This is a genomic window from Spongiibacter nanhainus (assembly GCF_016132545.1).
In the GTDB taxonomy this organism is placed as follows: Bacteria; Pseudomonadota; Gammaproteobacteria; order Pseudomonadales; family Spongiibacteraceae; genus Spongiibacter; species Spongiibacter nanhainus.
This window is the reverse complement of sequence record NZ_CP066167.1, coordinates 2,850,145-2,867,849: the sequence shown is the minus strand read 5'-3', so window position 1 is coordinate 2,867,849 and position 17,705 is coordinate 2,850,145. Positions and strand designations below refer to the sequence as shown.

Sequence of the window (17,705 nt, the reverse complement as noted above, 5' to 3'; positions counted from 1 at the left end):
GTGGCTGTCAACGGACTGTCGGTAACTTCGTAAAAATACCGCAGGATCGGTGCTGTAGGCGGTTTTACCAGGGTTAAGCGAGGGAACCGGTCACCGTGATCGCTGTCCAGTGGCATAAGTATCAGCAAAGGCAGGAGAGTGAAATACTATGCTCAAACGGATTGTGATGACTTCGGCGGCTGTTTTATTTGCTCTTACGCACAGTCTGGCTTGGTCGGCCGAGTCCGCAGAGAAAGAGGCGTCCCCCGCCAAAAAACAATTTGGCTGGTTGGAGATGGCAACGATTGAGCCTTGGGGCGTCGCGGTCAAGGCCAAGTTGGACAGTGGCGCATTAACGTCTTCCATGCATGCCACGGAAATTGAAGAGTTTGAAAAAGATGGCGAGGAATGGGTCCGCTTCACCGTCGATGTGGAGGATGAGTACGAAGACGAGGATGTCTCTAAGACCTTTGAATTGCCTGTGCATCGCCGGCTGTTGCTGCGCGGAGCGGGGGGCACAGACCGCCGTCCGGTGGTATTGATGAAGCTGTGTCTTAAAGACACCGTATACGAAGAACAGTTTAGCCTGCGGGACCGAGGCGATATGCACTACCCGGTGCTGCTGGGGCGCCGCACCATTCAGAGTCTCGGCTTGGTGGATGTATCAAAAAATTTCACCCACAAACCCAGCTGTGACGAGTCGGCCACAGTGATGAACTATGCGACCAAAGAATACGATGAAGATATCGGTATTTGACCCCAGACATTGCGCCGGGTGATACCCTCTTTTGGGGCGATGTTCATCATCGTTGATCATTAGTATCCTTAGGGCACCGAGTTCCAAGCTTTAAGGCAGTCAAGCAATGATCAACGACGCGCTTCATCGTCCCCTCTATGTCCCCGATATTTTGGCCAATGTGCTGCAGCAGGATCCGGATCGACCACTGTTGCAGTTACACGGTGGCGACCTACTTAGTGTTGGCGATGTGCGAGACGCCACCAGCCAATACATTCAGACTTTGCAAAGCTTGGGCTTGGGGAAGGGCAGTCGTATCGGCCTGCTGTCCTCCAACCTTCCCGAAGTGCTGTATCTGGCCAATGCTGTGCAGATGATGGCGGCCATCTATGTGCCCATGCACCCTTTGGGGGGCTTGGAAGACCACGCCTTTGTCGCCGAGGATGCGGGTTTGGATGTGCTGATCTTTGAGCCCTCTCGCTACGCGGAGCGCGCCCAAGCAATCGCGCAAAAGCTACCCGGACTGGTCTTGTTGGGAATTGGCGACAATGATCTCGGCGCCAATCTGTGTGAGATAGCGACGTCGTTTGACCCTCAACAGTTGGAGCCCGCACAGGTGGAGGGCGACGATATTATGCGCCTGGGTTACTCCGGCGGGACTACTGGCAAGCCCAAGGCACTGGCCAGTGTGCAACGCACCGGGCTTGTCACTGTGCAGATCATGATGGCGGAATGGGAGTGGCCCAGTCCGCCAAATTTCCTGTGTTGTACTCCCCTCAGTCATGCCGGCGCGGCGATGTTTCTACCCACATTACTTAAAGGCGGGCAAATGTTGGTGCTTCCCGGCTTCGATCCGGTCCAGGTCTTGCAAGCTATTCAGGACTATCGGATCAACTGTGTGATGTTGGTCCCCACCATGATCTATGCCTTGCTGGATTGTCCGCGTTTTGACGAGTTTGACCTGTCCAGTCTGGATACGGTGTTTTACGGTGCATCGGCGATATCGCCGCCGCGCCTTAAAGAGGCCATAGAGCGTATTGGGCCGGTATTTATGCAGTTTTACGGCCAAGCGGAAGCGCCTATGGCCGTAACGGTACTGCGCAAGCGAGAGCACGATGTTAACGACCTGCAGCGCTTGGCCAGCTGTGGGCGAGCGGTGCCATGGCTGAATGTGGCCCTGTTAGATGAGGCCAACCAGCCGGTGGCGGACGGTGAGCCAGGGGAAATCTGCGTGCGGGGGCCTTTGGTAATGAATGGTTACCGCGATATGCCGGAACTGACAGAGCAGGCCTTTGCCGGTGGCTGGCTGCACAGCGGCGACGTTGCGATTCGCGATCCCGGCGGATTTCTTAGAATTATCGATCGCACCAAGGATATGATCGTCACCGGCGGCTTCAACGTCTACCCACGGGAAGTGGAGGATATCATTGCCGAACACCCTGCTGTGGCGCAGGTCGGGGTAGTTGGCGTGCCCCACCCCAAGTGGGGGGAGGCGGTATTGGCGGTGGTGGTGCTGCGCAGTGACGCAAGCGTTGAGAAAGAGGAATTGGTGGCCAGGGTGGCGGATCGCAAGGGGCGGTTTCAGGCACCCAAGGCGGTGGAGTTTGTCGAGTCCCTGCCGCTAACGGCTTTGGGCAAGCCGGATAAAAAGGCGCTGCGGGAGCAGTATCGAAGCCAGTCCTTAATTACCGCTGAGTAAATATCAACATTTTCTATTCTATACAACACGATGTTCAGTAACTAAAATTCGCGCTTTTCAGGAACAACACTGGTGATCAAGTATGGCAAAGAAATCGGCTGCGGCGCCGGAGAAAAAACGGGTTAGGAATCCTGAGGCGACTCGGGAGGCGATTCTTAAGGCAGCACGCACCGTGCTTTCAGAAGACGGCCCAGAAGGTCTGAGTGTGTCCCGGGTGGCAAACCTGGCTGGCGTAAACCGGGGTACGGCTTACCAGCACTTTGCCACCAGGGAGGAACTGCTGCAGGCGACAGCGGACTGGGTTGCCAATCAGCTTATTTCTCAGGGTATATTTGCCGAAGCCTTTGATGGTGAGAACACCTCTAAATTGCCGCCCAAAGAGCAGCCAGTCTTTGAAACCATCGAGCGGGTGGTGAACTTTGCGGTTGAAAACCCGGAGCTGGGTCGAATCTGGCTGTTTGGGATGCTGGGCTCTGAAGATCCCGCCGGTGACCTGTTTTTTAATCGCTATAAAAAGGGTATTGAGACCTTGGCACAAAGTGGTGCCGGGCGGGAAGATGTCGACCCCGAGCCCTTGTCGGTCATTATTCTGGCGGGAATATTCCTGTGGCCGGTATGGGTGCAGGCGCATGCCAAGAGTAAGCGCGAGCAGGCCAAAATGACCAAGCGCTTCTCAAGGGAGCTGCTGCGCCTGTGTATGTACGGCACACTTAAGCCGCAAAAATATCCCAAGCTGGTCGCCTTGCTAAAAGGCGAGGAGTAGCCCCTGGCGGGCCAAGTTTGCAGTCTATTGCTCCAATAACGTGGCGCGGATTTGGTGCTTTAGCACTTTACCCGCGTCGTTCTTGGGTAAGGCCTCCCACAACGCTACCTGCTCCGGAATCTTGAACTTGGCGACACCCAGCTCATTGAGATAATCCCGGATGTCTTCCAGGCCAGGTGCTTCTTGCGGAGCCGCTACAATGACAGCGCAGGCTCGCTCGCCAGTGCGTTGGTCGGGCAGCCCGACAATGGCGATATCTGCAATGGCCGGATGCTTGATCAGCAGGTCTTCGATTTCCTTGGGGGCGATGTTTTCGCCGTGGCGGATAATAATGTCTTTGAGCCGGCCGGCAATCACCAGGTAGTCGCCGTCGATCCAGCGCGCCAGGTCGCCGGTGCGGAAAAAACCCCGCTCATCGAATGCCCCTTCTTCATCTTCTGCGTGATGGTAGCCCACTAGCATTTGTGGTCCTTTGGCCAAGACTTCGCCTCTGTCACTTAATTCCAGGTTGGCGATACCGGGGCGGCCGTCGGTTTCAGAGGCGTAGTGCACGTCGTAGGGTTCAACCACGCCCACACTCATTACCGGCACTTCGGTCGATCCATATACCCGGGTAACCCGGGCCTGCTGGAAGTACTCCCGTGCTTCCCGGATCAGTGTTGGCGGTACCGATGCACCACCACAGATAAATACTTTGAGATCGGGCAGGCGTGTGCCCGCTTGTTGGGCGGCGTCAAGGAGTTGGCTCAAAAATGGCGTTGCACCGGCAAAGTGAGTGCAGCGCCGCGTCGCCAGTGTGTTGACGGCGTCACTGGCGTCCCAGCGCTCCATCAATACTGCCGTGGCACCCAATAGAATGGGAATCTCAAAGGCATAAATCGAGCCGCCAATATGGCTAATCGGTGAGGCCACCAGAAAGCTGTCGCCAGGCTCGATCAACCAGTGTTGGCCCAACTGCTGAATCAAGGCGTGAATCGAGTTGTGGCTGTGCATCACCCCCTTGGGGCGCCCGGTCGTTCCTGAGGTGTACATAATCATGCGCACAGCGTCACTGTCGAGCGCAGGCAATTCTCCCGGCGGATGGGCGTCCAGTAGGTCAGTATGGGACTCATGCTGCGATCCGTCACCGCGGACCACCACCACATCCGGGGGGCTGGGCAGCGTCTTCACAATGCTGGCTAGCATCTCGGCGTGGGCCTGGCCGCGAAACTGCTGGGGAATAAAGATAATGCGACTATCGACATCCTTCAGCATAAACGCCAGGTCGTGCTCCCGCAGTGAGGGCAGCACCGGATGCGCCACCATACCCGCCATGGTGGCGCCCAGATAGATAATGGCTGCCTCGTGCCAATTGGGCAACATAAAGGAGACCACGCTGCCGGGGGAATAGCGCGAGGCCAGGGTTCTGGCCAAGCCGCTGGCGTGTTTGTAGAGGTCCGCGGCACTCAGTTGCCGTTGGTCATCCACAACCAGCACGGTGTTGGGCGCCTCTGCCGCGGTGCGGGCCAGTTGCTCAGCCAGCGTATCCTTAACCCACTGGCCCTGCCGGTAGGCATCGTCCGCCAAATCTGCGTCCCAGCGGCGGGAGTGGCCGTCGATAGTTCTGCGCTGAAGGCTCATAGCTATACTCTGCTCATCAATGCTTTATTTTATTGGTTTGGCTTGTTTGTTTTGCTGATTCTCCCCGCTGGTTCAATCGGCCAAATAGCGCGAATGAATAACCCTGGGGTTTGATATCGCCAGTATCCGGGGTTGGCGCCGCGGAGATAGGGATATTCTGGTAATTAATCAACAACGATGATTATAATAGACCATTGGCCGCCGTAACGACATCCCGAGATTCACATTGCGGCGCTGCACACAATAAAACTGAGTGGGCAGTATCACTGCCACCACCGCAAGAGGTGTATTCAATGCAACTAGCGATCGTGACCGGAGCGGGCGGGGGAATCGGCCTCGCCACAGCTCAGCAACTATTCGATATGGGTATGGCCATCGTGGGCGTGGGTCGCAGCGCCGACAAACTCGAGGCGATGGCTGCGCAGCTGGGTGACCCGGCCCGGGTGGCGACACTGTCGGTGGATCTCACCGCAGACGATGCGCCCAAGAAAGTCGTGGACTTGGCGCTGGAGCGCTTTGGGCGCATTGATTTCCTGGTCAACAATGCCGGTATCGGCAGTCCTAAACCCCTCCATGAAACCGATGATGAGACCCTGGATCAGTTCCTGGGCATTATGCTGCGGGCACCGTTTCGCTTGGCCAGAGATGTGATTCCCCATATGGAGTCCGGAGCGGGCATCGTTAATGTCACTTCAACCTTTGCTGTGGTGGGGGGGCGTCGCGGCGGCGCTTATTCTGCCGCCAAGGGCGGGTTGACCTCGCTGACCATGCATATGGCTTGTGAATACGGTCCCCAGGGTATTCGCTCCAACTGCGTGGCCCCGGGAGTCACCATGACCGACATGGTGCGGGAGCGCTTCAATGACCCCGCTTTTCAAAAAATGAATGTCGATACCACCCCCTATCCTCGACTGGGGGAGGTGGATGATATCGCCAGCACCATCGCCTTTCTATGTTCGCCGGGCGGCGAATTTATTAACGGCCAGACCATCGTGGTTGACGGCGGCTGGCACAACACCAAGTACCTGTCGCCGCGCATTCTCAATAGCTAGAGCAAGGCTTGCGCTTCGTCACACACCAATAATATGGGAGTTCCCCGATGACCAAGAAAACACTGGATTGCTCAGATCTGGACCAGCATATGGGCAAAGCCATTGCGCCGGCCAAAATGAAAGAGCCATTGCACAATAACGATATCCGTCGCTGGGTGCAGGCGATGCACTATCCCAATCTGCTGCACTACGATCACGACTTCGCTGCAGAGGGGCGTTACGGTAAGTTGGTCGCTCCACAATCTTTTGCTGTGGCCTGCGATGACGGCCACGGTGCGGGGCCCGCCTGCGTAGGCTGTATCCCGGATTCCCACCTGATATTTGGCGGCGACGAATGGTGGTTCTACGGGCCCAAAATATTCGGTGGTGATGAAATCACCAACGAGAAAATTCCCTACGACTACAGTGTTAAGGAAACGTCTTTTGCCGGGCCAACCTGCTTCCAGCGCGGCGACAATAATTACTACAACCAGCACGGCGATTTTGTTGCCCGTCAGCGCTCTACCGCCATTCGCTACAGCCGTGAGGCGGCCGTGGAGATGGGCGCCATGGAGCCCTCTGAAGACCCGGTCTGGAGCGATGCGGAGCTGAAGGAGCTGGAAGACCGCAAATACGAGTACATCAAGATGATGCACGATTTGGGTCACGGTAAGCGCTACTGGGAGGACGTTCAGGTCGGCGATGAGCTGCCGGTGCGGGTCATTGGTCCCCACAGTATTGCCAGCTTTACCACTGAGTGGCGGGCCTATTTATTCACCATCTGGGGCGGCACCCATCGCCCGGGGATGGACATGGAGGCCATGGGTTTTACCAAGGAGTTTGCCGGTCATGAGAACGATCCGGTGATGGAGAGGGACAATCCCGAGTGGACTGATGGCGCTTATTTCGGCCCCTCGCGTGGTCACTTGTTCCCGGAGTGGGCGCACCGCATCGGTATGTCCCGGGCCTACGGTTACGGTGCATCCATGGGCGCCTGGATTCTCGATTATCTCGGCGGTTGGGCGGGGGAGTGGGGTAGCGTTGTCCACTCAAAGGCCAACTACCGTGGGCCGGCTTTCACTGGCGACATCACCATTATGACCGCCAAGGTGGTGGACAAGATTGTCGACGAGGACAATGGTCACCTAATTCAGGTGGAGTGCAAAATGGTGACTCAGGCCAATGCGGTGATGGCGACGGCAACCGCGGAGGTCGCCCTGCCGACCAAAGGTTAAAGGCCCAAGTAGGTCGACTACCCCTCGCCGCTAAGTTGCTGTGACAGCGACTTGGCGGCGCTCAGTAGGTCCTTCTCTAACTTGCCCATGCCTCGGCGCTGCACGGTGCTACTAATGCCCAGTGCTACCAGCGCGTGGCGCAGTTTGCCAGATGCGTTCCACACCGGCGCAGCGAGTACCGTCACACCGGCAATGTAGTTGCCGGTATCTATCGCGTAGCCGCGTTCCCGGGTCTCCTTAACTTGCTGCTGCCACTGCGTCCAGCTGGGCGGATCGTCCCAGCGCAAGGTGTCAAAACGCCGCTTGATATCCTCTTCCCGGTGGTTGCCAAACGCGGCGATACAGCGCCCGGTTGCGCTGAGCAGGGCGGGGAAGCGGGTGCCAATTTGGGCGCTGATCTGAAGGTTGTTGCCCGCCTGGGAGCTGGCGACAACGACAATATGCTCAAGCCCGACAATATTGACCCCCAGCATGGTGATTTCACGCTCGCGACTGATGCGATCCAGTACCGGTTGCACCAGGTCGTTGAAGGCACTGCGGCGCAGCCACTGTCTGGCCAGGGTCAGTACGCCGGCTTCCAGGGAGTAGCGCTTGCTATCGCTGTCGAAGGCGACGAACTCTTCCGCCACCAGTGCCCGCAAAATATTGAGGCAGGTGCTGGGCACCAGCTCTAAGCGGTCGGCAATGGTTTGCAGGTTCAGCGGCGACTCGCTCTTTCCCAACAGTCTCAGTACGGCTGCCGCCCTGGATATTGCTGGGGCTTTGCTGGTTTTGATCGCTGCGGGAGGGGTATCGTTGCTTGGGCTGGTCATGGTTGTCTCATCGCCGCTGAGCGGCACAAATAGGCTTAATAAGATTCAGTATATAAAATTAGATTCAATATTTACAATCTTTTAAAGCTGTGGCATGGTATCCCCATAATCAACACTGATGTTTATAAGACAGAAATACACTAAAATACAAAGACACTAAGATATAACGACACCATGACCAAATTGACCGACTACACCTCCTATGCGGACGCTCAGGCCCATGCCAATTCGGCGGCCCTGTGGGAGTTGTTTGATGGCGATCGGGAAACCCTGAACATCGCCAACGAGTGCATGACTCGCCACGCCGATGGCTCCGGTCGCGCAGCAGTGCGTATCGCCCACGCCGACGGCAGTGATGAGATTTTAAGCTTTGACCAGATCGCCTCTGGGGCGGCCCAATTTGCTCACTGGCTGGACGCCAACGGCATAGCGCCAGGTGAGCGCATTGCCTTTATGCTGGAGCCCTCGCTGCCGTTTTACGTTTGCCTGTTTGGTGCCATGCAAACCGGCGCTATCAGCGTGCCGCTGTTTACCCTGTTTGGCCCGGATGCGCTGCGTTTGCGGGTCGACGACTGCAAGCCCTCGATTCTTATCACCAATGCTGAAAAAGCCGACATGGCCAGCCAGATCGATGGTTTGCGGGTCGTGGTCGCGGATCAGGGGCTGTTGGACGATATTGCGCAATATCCCTCGACCTACCAACCCAACACCAAAGCCTCGGATTTAGCCGTATTCCAATACACGTCGGGGACCACTCGGGAGCTGCCCGAGGCGGTTAAACATACCCACAAATCCATCGTCACGCTGATGTTTGCCGCGCTGTATGGCACGGGTATTCGCCCCGGTGACGAGTATTTTTGCCCGTCCTCGCCGGCCTGGGGGCACGGCCTATGGCACGGCACCCTGGCGCCTTTGGCGTTGGGCGTGACCACCGGCACCTTTGCGGGCAAGTTTGACGCCACCCGGCTGATGCAGGCGCTGCAGGATTTTAAAATCACCAATATGTCGGCCGCGGCGACCCATTACCGGCTAATGAAAAACGCCGGCGGTGCCGATCAGTTTCAGTTTTTCTTTAACAAGTTGTCCTTTACCGGCGAACCCATCGACCCGGCGACGCTGGAGTTTATCGACCGCTACTTCAAGGTTCCCGCCTGCAGTATGTACGGCACCACCGAAATCGGCGTGGTGTTGGTGAACTTCCCCGGCGCTGAAGACTTCGAACGCAAGCCTGGCTCTCTGGGCAAGCCCATTCCCGGCCTCAAGCTGGAAGTCCATCGCCCCGACGGCACGCCCACCGAGCCCGAAGAAGTTGGCGAGTTGATGCTGTGGAAGCGGGATCACTGGGAGACCACCAAGGATCGGGCCAAGGTCGATGCCGATGGTTACCTCTACCACTGTGGTCGAGCCGACGACGTGATTATCTCGGCGGGCTGGACAATGAGCGCCGTGGAAATCGAGCACACCATGCTCAAGCACGACAACGTTCAGGAAGTCGGGGTTATCGGTGTGCCCGATGAAAAACGCGGTCAGGTGGTAAAGGCCTTTGTCATTGCCAACCGCGAGGGTAGCGATGAATTTGTTAAAGAACTTCAGGATTTTACCCGGGAGCGACTGGCTCAACATGAGTTTCCCCGGATAGTCGAATTTGTGAGTGAGCTTCCGAAAACGCCGGCAGGCAAGGTTCACCGCAAAAAGCTTCGCGATGCGGAAGCTGCCAAGGCCGCTAAGGTATAAAGCCCGGGCCGGCGTTTGATAAACACAGGAGAACAAACAATGTCAGAAAACAAGTTTCCCAAGATTACCGAAGAGGGCCTGGCCTCGCTGCGCGAGCGGATTGGTGTAAAGATCACCAACACCATCGAGCCATGGAACTACGAAGCGACTCGCGACGCGATTCGCCACTACGCCCACGGCATCGGTGACGACAATCCGCTGTGGTGTGATCCAGAGTATGCAAAGAACACCAAGTTTGGCGATGTGGTTGCGCTGCCCAGCTTTATGTTCACCACCAGCCGCATCATTTCTGGTTACTGCGGCGGTCTGTCCGGCATCCACGCGATGTGGGCCGGGGCCGATTGGAACTGGCACAAGCCGGTGCTGCGCAACGACGAAATCAGAACAGAAGCCTATCTCAAAGACTTGGTAGAGCATCAAACCAAATTTGCCGGCCGTTCCTTCCAGCAGATCTACCACGTTGATTTCTACAATCAGCACGGTGACCTGGTTGCCGACGCCGACAGCTGGGTATTCCGCACCGACCGTGACGAAGCTCGGGAGCGCGGCACCAAGTACACCGATGTGAAGGGCAAGGTTGAGCCTCACACCGATGAGCAACTGGCAGAGTGGAGCAAGCTCTACGATAAAGAAGAAATTCGCGGCGCTACGCCCCGTTATTGGGAAGATGTCATGGAAGGCGAAGAGCTGCCGACGATGATGAAGGGACCGATGACCGTCACCGGTTTTATCTGCTATGCCCAGGGCTGGGGCGGTTTGTATATCCGCGCCAACAAGCTGGCCTACAAGATGCAGCAAGCTCACCCCGGTACCGGCATTAAAAACCGCTTCAATGTGCCAGATTGCCCTGAGCGTGTTCACTGGGATGAAGACTTTGCGCTGCAAGTGGGTGCCCCGGGTGCCTATGACTATGGCCCGGAGCGGACTTCCTGGCTGACTCACCACTGCACTAACTGGATGGGTGATGACGGCTTCCTGAGCAAGCACAAGAGCCAGATCCGCCGCCACAATCCGGACGGTGATGTTATCTTCATCAAGGGGCAGGTAACCCGCAAGTTCCAGGAGAACGGCAAGTGCTATGTGGAAATCAGTCAGCGCGCTGAAACCCATCGCGGTGAACTGTCGGCGACGGGTGCGGCCATTGTTGAGCTGCCCAGCCGCGGCTAAACCTGGCGCGATACCGCTGCGCAGCCCGCGATGTCTAATCGCAATGCGCAGCAGGTAAGTAACCTGGACCGCGGTCGATTTATCGGCCGCGGTTGTTTTGTTTTTGCACGGGATTGGCAGTCATGACAGATAAAGATAATGCCAACTGGTCGGGCCCCCTTAGCGATATCCGCGTACTGGATCTGACCCGGGTGCTGGCGGGTCCAGCGGCGGCACTGGCACTGGCCGATCTGGGCGCGGAAGTCATAAAGGTGGAGCCGCCGGGTGGCGGTGACGAAACCCGCAGCTTTCCGCCATTCCGGGACGGCGAGAGTCACTATTATCTGGCCGTTAACCGGGGTAAGAAGAGCATCGTTATCGATCTAAAAACCGAGCGCGGTGTCGAGCTGGTCAAACAGCTGGTCGCCAGCTGCGATGTCTTGATCGAAAACTATCGCCCAGGGGTGATGGATCGCCTGGGTTTGGGGTATGCGGAGCTCTCGGCGATTAACCCCAAACTCATCTACTGCTCGATTTCCGGCTTTGGCCAGTACGGTCCGCTGCGGGATCGGCCCTCCTTCGATATTGTTTTGCAGGCATTGTCCGGAGCCATGAGTGTTAATGGTTCTGCCGGCGGTGAACCTACCAAACTGGGTATTCCGCTGGGTGATCTGGTGGGCGGCATTAATGGCCCTATTGGCATACTGGCTGCCCTACATGAACGTCACGCCACCGGTAAAGGGCGGCATATTGATGTCAGCCTGCTGGACGGCATGATTGGCATGTTAGGGTATTTGGCCCAACTGTCATTTTTCACAGGCGAAGATCCGGTGCCCCAGGGATCTCAGCATCCCAACCTGGTGCCCTACGGCTCTTTTGCCGCCAGTGATGGCGCCATCATCATCGCCTGTTTAACCAACAACTTTTGGGGCCGGATTTGCCGGGCGTTGGGACTCGAAGATTATGAGCTCGACCCCCGCTACAATTCCCTGGAGCAGCGCCGGGAGCGGCGAGACGAGGTTAACGCGATTATAGAAGGTGTGACTGCCAGTAAGACGGTGGCAGAGCTGGAAGCGATTCTCAACGAGCATCAAGTCCCCAATGCGCCGATACTGGGTGTCGGAGAAGCGCTGGCTCAGCCTCAAGTGGTGGCGCGCAATATGGTGGTCAACACGCCCCACACCACCTTAGGTGAAGTGCCCATCGTGAATCGCAGTATTCAGTTTAGCGATGCTACTCAGAGCGCGCCGACGCCACCGCCAACCCTGGGCGAGCACACCGATGCGGTGTTGTCATCGACACTGGGCTTGAGTGCCGCACAGATCGCTGAACTAAAACATAGTGGTGTGATTGGCTAACTTAAGATAAGTAAAAGGAAAGCTCCTATGACCGAACTGAGATTTGACGATCGCGTTGCCTTGGTTACCGGCGGCGGCCGGGGCCTGGGACGGGCCTATGCCGAGTTATTAGCTTCCCGGGGTGCTAAGGTGGTTGTCAACGACCCCGGTGTGAGTATGGGGGGCGACGGCACTGACGAACGCCCTGCTGATGAAGTTGTTGCTGCCATTCAGGCTGCCGGCGGCGAGGCCATTGCCAGCCTCGATTCTGTGGCCACTCAGGCGGGGGCCAAAGCGATGGTGGAGGCTGCGTTGCAGGCGTACGGTCGCATCGACATTGTCATCCATAACGCCGGCAATGTGCGGCGCAGCCCCCTTAGAGAGATGTCCTACGAGGACTGCGAGGCGGTGATGGATGTGCATCTGCGGGGTGGCTTTAATGTGGTTCGTGAGGCTTTTCCCCATATGTGTGATGCCGGCTACGGCCGCATTGTTCTCACCGGGTCTATCGGCGGCCTTTATGGTAATGCCGGTGTGGTGAATTACTGCATGTCCAAAGCCGGCTTGCAGGGGCTCTCCCATGTTGCCGCGATTGAGGGGGCCGAGCACAACGTTAAGAGTAACCTGATCCTGCCCGCGGCGGTGACGCGCATGTCGGCGGGCATCGATACCAGCCAGTTCCCCCCCATGGACCCGGAGTTGGTGGCACCCTGCGTGGCTTGGCTGGCTCATGAAAGCTGTGAAGTCACCGGCGAAATGTACGTATCGGCGGCGGGCCGCGTTGCCCAGGCATATGTGGCGGAAACTCAAGGGGTATATCAGCCTGCCTGGACCATCGAAGATATCGGTGCTCAAATTTCAGCGATCCGTGACCGCGACGATAGCGTGGTGTTTGAGCCGGTGCCCAGCGGGCATATGGATCACCTGAAATACAGTTTTGCCATGGCCGCCAAGGGCAAGTAACCATCAACGCTTACAATAAAATACGGGGATACTTTTATGGCTGACAGTACGGGTATGAATGACAGTGCGGGGCGGTATCAGAGCAGTATTGTCACGGCTGATGGCTGGACCGTTGAACACATCACCTCGGCCAGTCGCCTGCACGGTGCCAACGGGATTCGCACCGGGGCTGACGGTCGACTCTACGTGGCACAGGTGGCTGGCAGTCAGGTCAGCGCTATCGATGTCGACAGCGGCGCGATAGAAACCATCAGTCCCATGGGCAGCGGTATTGTGGCGCCGGACGACGTCGCCTTTGACGATCACGGCAACTTGTTTGCCACTGAGTTGACCAAGGGCCGGATCGGTATGCGGGACGCCCGCGGCCAGTATCGGGTGGTGCAGGACAACATGCCCTGTGCTAACCCCATCACTATCTATCAAGGTCGATTAATTGCCGGGGAGTGCCGTCCCGGCGGCCGGATTATGGAGCTGGACCTTAATGGAGGTCCACCGCGGATAATCCTCGACAACGTGCCTATGCCCAATGCCTTTGAAGTGGGGCCCGATGGCAAGCTTTACATTCCGCTGATGGGCACTAACGAAATCTGGCGGGTTGATCTGGAAGGGGGCGCGCCGGAAGTGGTGGCCACCGAGCTGGGGGTGCCCGACGCCGTTAAATTCGACAAGGACGGCTATATCGTCTCCACCCAGGTTGCTACCGGTCAGGTATTGAGGATCAACCCCAATACTGGCGAAAAAACGGTGCTGGCAAGCGTGGCACCGGGGCTGGATAACCTGAGTTTTGTCGGCGACCGCCTGTTTGTCTCCAGTATTTCCGGGCAGATTACCGAGATACTGGGCCAGGATCAGACCCGCCCGTTAATCTCCGATGGCCTGCAGTGGCCGATGGGCCTCGCCCTTGCCGACGACGGAACCCTGTTTATTGCCGATGGTGGATACACCTATACCAAAACTCCCGGCGCTGAAAAACAGTGTGCTGGCATGCTGTTTTCCCCTGGCTTCCCGGGGTTCACCCGGGGTGTGGTCAGTAGCGGCCAGGGAAGTTGGATCGTGACCACCGCCAATGGCGATGTCGCCCGTTTCCAACCCGGTAGTCAGCACTCGGAGGTGCTGGCCAGTGGCTTTGACCGCCTGATGGGCGTTGCGTTGACCAGTCAGGGGGTTCCGGTATTCGCCGAGCTGGGCCGAGGTCGGCTGTTGCTGCTGGACGGCGACGCGCCGACAGTACTGGCAGAAGAACTGGCCGATCCTGCCGGGGTGGCCGTGGATGCCGAGGGGGGCGTTTATGTGGCTGAAGCGGCTGCCGGGCGCGTCAGCGTGCTGCGGGGCAGCCGGCGTGATACCGCCGTAGACGGCTTGGCCAAACCACAGGGTATCGCTATACGCGGCGAGACTCTGTATATCGTCGATAGCGAGTTAAAGGAGCTGATTGCGGTGAACTTGGCCGATGGCCAGCGCCAGACTCTGGCGTCTGGCTTACCCGTGGGTACCCCCAGCGGCGTTGAGGTGGAGCCGCTGGGTGGCGTCGGTGAATTGGCGGGGCCGATGATTTCCTTTACCGGTCTGGCAGTGGACGGCGGTGGCGCGCTGTATATTGCCGCCGACGCCGAGGGCAGCGTGTTGTGCCTGAGACCCGATAGCCAATAAAGGGGAGTGGTGAGTGAGTGATGACAGCGGGTCAACAGTCCCGGAAAACTGGAAACGCCGCGAATTTCCCGGTATTCCCGCCTCCCTGGAGGCGCTATGGGTACACAAGGACGACACCGGCTATCACTACGGCGTGCAATTGGAGGAGCGCCACCACAACGCCCAGGGCTATATTCACGGTGGGGTGCTGACTTCCTTTGCCGATCACGCCATGTCCTTAGCGGTGTGGGAAGCGTCTGAGCGAGCCAACTGCTCCACCGTACAGATGAACAGCAACTTCTTGTCGGCACTAAAGGCGCCCGCCTTTGTCCAAATCGACACCACAATTACCAAGAAGGGTCGGCAAATGATCTTCGCCCACGCTATATTGCGCGTCGGCGACGACCCGGTGATGGAAGTGAGTGGGGTCTGGCGAGTCTTTACCAAACGTTAATCGCGGATTCAGCTTCCATCGGGTCTAATAGACCGTAATTTCGATAGAACCTAATTTCGATAAAACCCAAGGGGAGCAACATGGAACGTGTATTGAGCACTGGTAAGGCCTTTGTCGGACTCAAGCGCCTGATGATCGCAATGATGGCCTTTGTCGCGATGGCCGCTACTGCTGGCGACGGCGCCAAAGTGGGCGAATGGCAGCTGGAAAAAGAAGAGGACGGCGTGCAAATTTACGCTCGCAGCGTCGAAGGCTGGGAAATCCGCGAGATTCTCGCGGTGACCACACTGTCCACCACGCCGGGCAGTGTGCTGGCGGTACTCAACGACGTTGAGGAGAACGCCCCCAAGCTCAGCGATGTCGTTCGCAACTCGGCGATTGAGCAGCGGGAGTCCGCCACTCGCTATCGCATTTACACCGTAATGGACATGCCCTGGCCCCTCAGTGACCGGGATTCCTTTAACCAGCGAGTCATAGAGCACGATGCTGACAGCGGTGTGGTCACCATCACTGACACTGCCACCCAGGGGATTAAGCCCGAGCAGGAGGATCTGGTACGCATCCAGGCATCCCGTCAGCAGTGGCGTCTGACCCCGCTGGAAGACGGCCAAACCAAGGTAGAGCTGCAGATCTTGGTAGACCCCAATGGCCCGATTCCCTCCAGCCTGATTAACTCCATGTCTGTGGGGCAGCCTATAGGTACCATGGAAACCCTGAAGAAACTGGTTCAGCAGCCCGAGTACCGGGACGCCGAATTAGTGGTGGCCCAGGAAAGCTGAGCCGCCGTTCTTTAAGCCTTAATCCGGCGCGCGCAGTGCGCCCGCCGGCAAGCTTTCTTAGCCCTGTATCTGCAGGGCTTCGTCGCCTCGGTCCGGGGCCTCTTCGCTAAGCCTTACCGATCCCGCCGGGCGATCCAGCCAACGCACCACTTTCATCGGTTCCAACTGCATATCCGCGGCTTGACGCTGAAGCTCAGAGTCTTCCAGTGTTCGGCGATTGCGCAGGCGCAGATAGTCGTTCCAAGTGGGGCAGGTGAAGCGCTCTGACCATTGCTCCGGATCGGCGATATTGCGGGATAGCGACCATTGGTAGGCGCCATTGCGGGAGCGGGCACGCTGTTGTTCCCGCATCAGATTATAAAATTCCCGGGCCCGGTCGGCGGGAATACGGTACTGCAGCTCGATACTGACCGGCCCGCTGCGACCGGTAATCCCCAGGCTGACTTCCGGGTCATCCAATACCCGCTCGTCCAGCTCGGTAGAGCTGGTTCGATCCGCCACCGGTAGAAAACGCGTCAATACCAGCGAGGCCACCAAGCTTGCCGAGGCAAATTGAAACGCCAACACCACACCGTAATCCCGGGCGATAATCCCCCACAGCCAGGAGCCTATGGCCACCCCTAGCGTGATGGCAGCGCTGGAGGTCGCGATGGCCCGCCCCATCACCCAGCGGGGTACAAACAACTGCACCATCACGCTGATGGTGGTGGTGATCATCATCCAGGCGGTGCCGGCCAGCATCAACACGGCATAGTCAATGTATTGGTTGCGGCTCACTGACAGGGCAATCAGGCAGGCTGCCACGGTGAGGGTGCACAGGCGCAGGGTGCCATCGTTGCCAAAGGTATCCCGCATGGGTTGCAGTACAAATATCCCGCACACCGCGCCGATGCCGAAGGCGCCCAGCAACAGGCCGAATACGCTGGCGTTGCCTACTAGCAGGTCCTTGGCAATAAGCGGCATTAGCGAGGGCAGGGCAGCGCCCAGTAAGCACAGCACAAAAGCCCGGGCCACCGCCAGGCGAACCGGTTGCATATGGACGACATAGCGGACCCCGGAACTCACCGATCGAAGTAGCCCCTCTGGAGGCAAGCGGGAGACCTCTTTCTCCCGATCCCAGCGCCGCAGGGCCTCCAGCATGGGTAAAAAACTGATGGCGTTCACGGCAAAGGCGACGGTGGCGCCAAAGGCGGCCACCAACATGCCGCCGATGGCGGGCCCCACGCTGCGAGCTAAGTTGTAGCTGATATTGTTGAGGGCCACGGCCTGGGGAATCAGCTCCTTGGGAACCTGCTCGGCAATGGAGGCGCCCCTGGCTGGGGCTGCCAGAGCCGCACCGGTGCCCACCAGAAAGCACAGGCTAAGCAGCACCCAGGGCGTAATCATGTTTAAAAACGAGGCGGCGGTCATGACAACGGCCGCCACCAGTGACAGCAGGAAAAACGCGATTTGTACTTTGCGGCGGTCGTAGATGTCCGCCAGGGCACCGGCGGGTAAGGCAAACAGCGCCATGGGTAGAAAGGTGGCAGTTTGCACCAGGGCCACGTAGTCGGCGGTCGCGATGCTGGCCATCACCCAGGCTGCGGCAACACTCTGAATCAAACTGCCAGCATTGCTGATGGTGTTGCTAAACCACATTCCCCGAAAGGTATTGTGGCTCAGTGGCGAAAAGACACCGGGTTTAGCGGTGATCTCGTCGACGGATGTGCTTTCCGAGCGGCCCATGTGCGTCCTGTATCCGGTGCTAATAAGTCTTTTTGTTGGACGATACTATAGGCAAGATCGGAC

General features: G+C 57.8%; 15 protein-coding genes. 12 read left to right on the top strand and 3 right to left on the bottom strand.

Annotation, left to right across the window (positions count from 1 at the left end):
• Window positions 1-148: 148 nt before the first annotated feature.
• The 3 genes from rloA3 to I6N98_RS13065 all read left to right on the top strand — a co-directional run bounded on the left by rloA3 (window position 149) and on the right by I6N98_RS13065 (window position 3,177).
• The gene (gene rloA3 / locus I6N98_RS13075) at window positions 149-736 is read left to right on the top strand and encodes a retropepsin-like aspartic peptidase RloA3 (protein WP_198568795.1); all 588 of its coding nucleotides are present in this window, start codon (window positions 149-151) and stop codon (window positions 734-736) included.
• Window positions 737-842: 106 nt separating this feature from the next.
• Complete coding sequence (locus I6N98_RS13070; RefSeq protein WP_198568794.1) at window positions 843-2,414, top strand: AMP-binding protein; 1,572 nt, start codon at window positions 843-845, stop codon at window positions 2,412-2,414.
• Window positions 2,415-2,496: 82 nt separating this feature from the next.
• Window positions 2,497-3,177 (top strand): TetR/AcrR family transcriptional regulator, encoded by a 681-nt coding sequence (locus tag I6N98_RS13065; RefSeq protein WP_198568793.1) that lies wholly within the window; start codon window positions 2,497-2,499, stop codon window positions 3,175-3,177.
• Between the two features lie 24 nt (window positions 3,178-3,201).
• Here I6N98_RS13065 and I6N98_RS13060 read toward each other — a convergent pair whose 3' ends face one another.
• Window positions 3,202-4,797, bottom strand: coding sequence for an AMP-binding protein (locus tag I6N98_RS13060; RefSeq protein WP_198568792.1), 1,596 nt, complete (start codon window positions 4,795-4,797; stop codon window positions 3,202-3,204).
• Between the two features lie 293 nt (window positions 4,798-5,090).
• Here I6N98_RS13060 and I6N98_RS13055 point away from each other — a divergent pair, with 293 nt between their 5' ends.
• Together I6N98_RS13055 and I6N98_RS13050 are read left to right on the top strand one after the other, a co-directional pair.
• Window positions 5,091-5,849, top strand: coding sequence for an SDR family NAD(P)-dependent oxidoreductase (locus I6N98_RS13055; protein ID WP_198568791.1), 759 nt, complete (start codon window positions 5,091-5,093; stop codon window positions 5,847-5,849).
• Between the two features lie 47 nt (window positions 5,850-5,896).
• Complete coding sequence (locus tag I6N98_RS13050; RefSeq protein ID WP_198568790.1) at window positions 5,897-7,063, top strand: FAS1-like dehydratase domain-containing protein; 1,167 nt, start codon at window positions 5,897-5,899, stop codon at window positions 7,061-7,063.
• Window positions 7,064-7,080: 17 nt separating this feature from the next.
• Here I6N98_RS13050 and I6N98_RS13045 read toward each other — a convergent pair whose 3' ends face one another.
• Window positions 7,081-7,875, bottom strand: coding sequence for an IclR family transcriptional regulator (locus I6N98_RS13045; protein ID WP_198568789.1), 795 nt, complete (start codon window positions 7,873-7,875; stop codon window positions 7,081-7,083).
• A 174-nt stretch (window positions 7,876-8,049) separates the two neighbouring features.
• Between I6N98_RS13045 and I6N98_RS13040 the strand changes: the two genes are divergently transcribed.
• From I6N98_RS13040 to I6N98_RS13010, 7 genes are all read left to right on the top strand, one after another.
• Window positions 8,050-9,609, top strand: a complete 1,560-nt coding sequence (locus I6N98_RS13040; RefSeq protein WP_198568788.1) for an acetate--CoA ligase — start codon at window positions 8,050-8,052, stop codon at window positions 9,607-9,609.
• A 39-nt stretch (window positions 9,610-9,648) separates the two neighbouring features.
• On the top strand, window positions 9,649-10,776 hold the full coding sequence (locus I6N98_RS13035; RefSeq protein WP_198568787.1) for an FAS1-like dehydratase domain-containing protein: 1,128 nt from the start codon (window positions 9,649-9,651) through the stop codon (window positions 10,774-10,776).
• 122 nt (window positions 10,777-10,898) lie between these two features.
• Complete coding sequence (locus I6N98_RS13030; RefSeq protein ID WP_198568786.1) at window positions 10,899-12,113, top strand: CaiB/BaiF CoA transferase family protein; 1,215 nt, start codon at window positions 10,899-10,901, stop codon at window positions 12,111-12,113.
• 27 nt (window positions 12,114-12,140) lie between these two features.
• Window positions 12,141-13,055 (top strand): SDR family NAD(P)-dependent oxidoreductase, encoded by a 915-nt coding sequence (locus I6N98_RS13025; protein WP_198568785.1) that lies wholly within the window; start codon window positions 12,141-12,143, stop codon window positions 13,053-13,055.
• A 36-nt stretch (window positions 13,056-13,091) separates the two neighbouring features.
• Window positions 13,092-14,705, top strand: a complete 1,614-nt coding sequence (locus I6N98_RS13020) for an SMP-30/gluconolactonase/LRE family protein (RefSeq protein WP_198568784.1) — start codon at window positions 13,092-13,094, stop codon at window positions 14,703-14,705.
• Between the two features lie 13 nt (window positions 14,706-14,718).
• The gene (locus I6N98_RS13015; RefSeq protein WP_198568783.1) at window positions 14,719-15,138 is read left to right on the top strand and encodes a PaaI family thioesterase; all 420 of its coding nucleotides are present in this window, start codon (window positions 14,719-14,721) and stop codon (window positions 15,136-15,138) included.
• An 80-nt stretch (window positions 15,139-15,218) separates the two neighbouring features.
• On the top strand, window positions 15,219-15,917 hold the full coding sequence (locus I6N98_RS13010; RefSeq protein WP_198568782.1) for an START domain-containing protein: 699 nt from the start codon (window positions 15,219-15,221) through the stop codon (window positions 15,915-15,917).
• 57 nt (window positions 15,918-15,974) lie between these two features.
• Here the strand turns inward: I6N98_RS13010 and I6N98_RS13005 are convergent, their stop codons facing one another.
• Window positions 15,975-17,642 carry an MFS transporter gene (locus I6N98_RS13005; protein ID WP_198568781.1) on the bottom strand — a complete coding sequence of 556 codons (1,668 nt, stop codon included), beginning with the start codon at window positions 17,640-17,642 and terminating at the stop codon, window positions 15,975-15,977.
• Between the last annotated feature and the right edge of the window lie 63 nt (window positions 17,643-17,705).